Raw genomic sequence first — 341 nt, 5'->3', positions numbered from 1 at the left:
GAAAGTCGGTAACACCCGAAGCCGGTGGCCCAACCCCTTGTGGGAGGGAGCTGTCGAAGGTGGGACTGGCGATTGGGACGAAGTCGTAACAAGGTAGCCGTACCGGAAGGTGCGGCTGGATCACCTCCTTTCTAAGGAGCACTTCTTGCCCGGTTTTCCGGGTCAGAGGCCAGTACATCGGCGAGTGTCCGGTGCTGGTTGCTCATGGGTGGAACGTTGATTATTCGGCACGATTGGTCTGGGACTGTCAGTACTGCTTCGGCGTGGAACACAGGATCTGGATCGGTTGTGCCGGGCACGTTGTTGGGTGTCTGAGGGTGCGAGCGTTGCTCGCCCTTCTG

The 341-nt window shown here is 59.2% G+C and carries 1 rRNA gene; it reads left to right on the top strand.

Annotation, left to right across the window (positions count from 1 at the left end):
* Positions 1-131, top strand: a 16S ribosomal RNA gene (locus PUR26_RS00025); the annotation flags it as partial.
* Between the last annotated feature and the right edge of the window lie 210 nt (positions 132-341).

Origin of the sequence: Streptomyces sp. SP18CS02 (genome assembly GCF_036322365.1) — a bacterium.
GTDB lineage: Bacteria > Actinomycetota > Actinomycetes > Streptomycetales > Streptomycetaceae > Streptomyces.
Note: the sequence above shows the minus strand (reverse complement) of the source record. Positions and strands in the feature narration are given on the sequence as shown.